Below are 4,321 nucleotides of genomic sequence, written 5' to 3'. Positions count from 1 at the left end.
GAGCGTATCCGGCAACTACAACCAAAGCAAAGCCAGCGGCCACAGCCGCAACGTCGGCAGCCAGAGCGGTCTCTTTGCCGGCGAAGGCGGTTATCACATCAAAGCCGACAGCGTCCGGCTTAAAGGCGGCGCCATCGCTTCTGCCGCAGACAAAGACCACAACGAACTCACCGCCCGCAGTTTCAGCTTTGAAGACATCCGCAACGAAAGCAGCTACAGCGCCAGCAGCATGGGCATCGGTGCCGGTTACGGCGGCAGCCTGAAAGGAAGCGACGGCTTCAATCAAAGCGCCTTCGGCCGTGCGTCCCAAACCGCCGGCCAGAACATGAACAAAGGCCTCAACTACAGCCCCACCCTGCCGCAGCATGAAAGCGGCGGCAGCCAAGGTTATACCCGCTCTGTACTCAGCGAAGGCAACATCACCATCGACGGCAAAAAAACCAGTGCCCGCGCTCTCGGCATCCATACCGATTCGGCCACTGCCCATCATAGCGCCGATGCCGTTCCCGATCTGCAAAACCTACTCGACAAACAGCAAACCATTGCCCAATCGACTGCCGCCATCCACAGTGCCGTCGGCACCTATAGGGGCAACCGTGCCAAAGCGGCAGCCGAAGAGCTGGAAAAACAACAGGCCGCCCACGAAGGCAGCCTGAAAGAGCGTAACGACGGCAGCTACGAACACTATCTCAGCCTAAGCGACGCACAACGGCAGCAGGAGCTGCTGGCCCATTCCCCCGCCTACGCCCAAGCCTACCAAGAAGCCCGAAGCTGGGGCATAGGCGGCAGCAAAAGCCGTGCGCTTAGTGCCGCCGAAACCCTGATTACCGGCGCCCTGGGCGGCCAGGGGGATCTGCAGCTGGCGGCCAATACGTTGGCGCCGTATGCTGCAGCCGCCATCGGCAAGCGCTTCGGCCACGGGGAAAACAAAAACGAAGCCGCCCAAGCAATCGGCCACTTTATGCTCGGCGCAGCTTTAGCCTACGCCAACGGTGCCGACCCGCTTGCCGGCGGCAGCGCTGCCGTTGCTGCCGAACGCGCGGCTGGGTACCTGGCCAAACAATACGACGACGGCAAGATCGCCATCGACCCGACAACGGGAAAATTCAATCCCAACCTTCTGCCCGAGCACATTAAAGAAGAGATCAAAGCGCAGACCGGCGCCATCGCTTCGGTGGTAGGTGCGGCGGGAGGCAGCCTGAAAGGCAGCGGCAGCACCAACGGCAACAGCAATGCCCTGTTCAACGCACAGGTAGGGGGTGTGTTGGGGCAGAATGCGGTGGAGAATAATGCCCTTCTGCCAAATATTCACGAACATAAAAAATTAAGTCCAACTGGACAAAAAATACAAAATTATTTGTTATCTAAGGGTGTAGCTTCGATCAATAGCATTTTGCAACAGTACGCAAAATGCCAAAATGACGATTGCAGAAGAAAAGTCCAAACAGCTCACTTAAACAATGAGGCTCTTGCCCAATATTTTATTTTGGAGGGTATTCGAACCAGAAAATTTACGATAGAACAAGTTTCTGATTATATGGCTAGAGATTTACGGACACTGGCCCACTCAGATAGTTTAAAAGGTTCTGATATGCAACCGATAGGTAATGCATATGGTTACGAACCTAAAGGTTATGAGAGTTTAACTAATATTCAGGCAGGCGGAATAGGAACTATGGGAACTGCTGAATTAAACCAGATAATCTCTCAGTATTTCCATACTAAAAATAAAGGGCTTACTCCAAACGAGCTGGTTGTGGTCAATAATGGCTTAAGGATAATGTATGATGCAGAACAGCAAAAAGCAGGCTATTCGGCATTAATCAATGCAGTAAAAACAGGAGATTTCACCTCACCTGAATTGAGACAGGCTGCATTGCTTCTCCTTATTCATGGTGCGCATAATAAATTAAGCAATTCATTAAACAATAGAATAGTTGGGAAGAAAAATATTGATCGAAATAAGTATCCCATAGATTACGGAGAACCGTTCAAAGCTAAACGTAATCATGATGATCTCAATACAAGGAAAAATCTAAAAAACTTTAATGACGAGATTCACAAGAAAATCTATAACCAAGATCCAAGAAGAATTGAAACTGTTAAGGCGGAGGTTCCGTCCGGAAAGGCTGTGCCTGTCGGCGAAGCCCGCATTCCCCCAAACCTCCAAGCGGTAAAAGGAACAACCGTTACCTTGGCACAGGAACAACGCCTGGCCAACGGGGAGCTGATACCGAGAGGCTCTGTGGTAACGTGGTCGGACAATGCGGTGAAGGTGGTGCGGCCTGACGGAAGCAAACGGGTGTTTAGCAGCCGGGATTGGGAACAGAAGGCATTGCCGAAACCACCGAAAGATTACAGAGATGACATCAACATAGGGAGAAACAACCCTAAATATAATCAGCAACGGCATGAAAAAATCGAATCCCACAACCCAAACAGAATAGAGGCGATACGCCAACGTAATGCTATTTCTTCTGCAGAAAGGCAGGCTGATGCATTAAAAAGGTTGCAAACGTCTGGCCGTACCCGCCTACCTGGACAACCGCAAAAAGGAAAGCCTGGTGCTGCTAGAGAAATGTCTCGTTCAGATAATCCGAATCAAACAGCCGAGGCTTTTGCACGTCGATATTTAGGCAGGAAACCTACATTAATGGAACGAGTCGAAGGTGAAAAATTATACGGAGGTAAATGTGTGGGCTGTTGGAAAGCGCAAATGCCGGATGGAACCTTTGTGGTGTATAGGCCAGCAGGTAATGCTTCTATGACTAAGGGAACTACAGCGTCTGTTGATATTAATAATCCAACATTAAATAACTTAAATATTAATTTAAAGGGCAAGCCAACAGAGCTGAAATTTAAATTCCCTGCTAGATAAGGATATTTTAATGAATTTAGAGACAGCAGAAAATATTCAATGCGAATTTGAGTATTTAGCATTAGATGCCTATTTCCCAATGCATTTTGCATCGCATGGACAAGGAAACAAAGATTGGCAATTTGCAGTTGAATTCATATATAGATTATTAATATGTCAATTAGCAATTCTTGAGCCTGTTAATTTGGAAACAGAAAAAGATATTCTAGGTTTTTGTCATAAACTAGCAAAACAAAATCCTTTTGGTAAGGATAATGGAGTGTGGTATTGGGGAGAGATTATATTAACAAAAAAGGGGCTAGATTTAATAATAAAATATATTCCTGAGGCATTTGAGGAGTGGAATGGAAAGAAATTTGAATTAAATACTCCTTTCATAAAAACATTAGAATCCATATTTATTGAGCATGGGGTAGAATGGGATGAGAATAATCCACTATTTCCTATTGCATCCTTAATGCATTCTTAAAAAATGATTAATCTTACTTGTTTTATTAAAATGTTACCTAAAGTATTTAAGATTGCTGGAGAGTTGCGACACTAAACGACACAATTGTTTACCGTCCTGCCGGATATGCTGGCAAAGATACCCTACCCACTACAGCAACGGTAGAAATCCATAATAATCAGGCCATCCGGTTACTGAATAACAATAAAAACTTAAAATTAAAATTTCCACAAAATTAATTTTTCTAGAAGGGTAAACTTATGAAGATGAACGAACGACAGGCAGCAGCCATGCAAGATATTTTTTATCAATTAGCTTTTGTTGATACAGAACCAGTAGACCTTCCCAATTCAGGGCTTGATTGGCAGGAAACAGTAGAGATTATTTACCGGCTGTTTACCTTGAGATGGATGGAATTTTGGCCGCAGAAAGAGATTACGGATGAAGACATTCGGGAGTATTGCCGGAATCTTGCTTATTACAATCCTAATTATGATCTTGAATCAAAAGGATACGATTTTGATGTTGCCTGGATTTATCATTGGCTTACACATATTAACCTTACCTCCGAGGGAGAGGTATTCTATTTTAAATATTTTGATCCCGAAGTAGTGAACAGTGCAGAAGACGACAATGCCGTGAATCCCGCCTTTATCGATCATCTTGAAAGCATCTTTGAAGAAAACGATATGCCGTGGGGTAAGATATTTTTTCCCGTGCAGAGTATCGAGTAAGCATAGAATGCAGCTGAGGCTTTTGCACGCCAATTGCCGCAACCAGCCGACGACCGCACCCGCGCCCTGCAGGGTCTAGCCGCCGGTGCCCAAGCCTACCAGCTGGCCGATTCCGTCGGCAAAGTAGCCGACGCCGTCAAAAACCAAACCGGACAGCAAGGCGCCGTTCTCTTGTCCGTCGAAGCCGGCTTCGGCTTTAAAACCGCCAGCAAGGAACAAAACCAACACTACCGCCAAAGCCAGCAAAGCAGCCTGAAAGCT

3 protein-coding genes and 1 pseudogene are annotated in these 4,321 nt (G+C 46.7%); all 4 read left to right on the top strand.

The annotated features are described in order from the left end of the window. The first annotated feature begins 229 nt into the window (after positions 1 to 229). On the top strand, positions 230 to 2,878 hold the full coding sequence (locus MB824_RS08520; RefSeq protein WP_238748040.1) for a VENN motif pre-toxin domain-containing protein: 2,649 nt from the start codon (positions 230 to 232) through the stop codon (positions 2,876 to 2,878). Positions 2,879 to 2,888: 10 nt separating this feature from the next. Next, positions 2,889 to 3,347: a hypothetical protein gene (locus MB824_RS08515; RefSeq protein ID WP_238748034.1), complete on the top strand. Its 459-nt coding sequence runs from the start codon at positions 2,889 to 2,891 to the stop codon at positions 3,345 to 3,347. 239 nt (positions 3,348 to 3,586) lie between these two features. Further along, positions 3,587 to 4,060: a hypothetical protein gene (locus MB824_RS08510; RefSeq protein ID WP_238748033.1), complete on the top strand. Its 474-nt coding sequence runs from the start codon at positions 3,587 to 3,589 to the stop codon at positions 4,058 to 4,060. 33 nt (positions 4,061 to 4,093) lie between these two features. Next, positions 4,094 to 4,321 (top strand): annotated as a pseudogene (locus MB824_RS08505) (hypothetical protein); the annotation flags it as partial.

Origin of the sequence: Kingella pumchi (assembly GCF_022288825.1) — a bacterium.
Lineage (GTDB): Bacteria > Pseudomonadota > Gammaproteobacteria > Burkholderiales > Neisseriaceae > Kingella_D > Kingella_D pumchi.
This window is presented reverse-complemented; position numbering and strand designations above follow the sequence as displayed.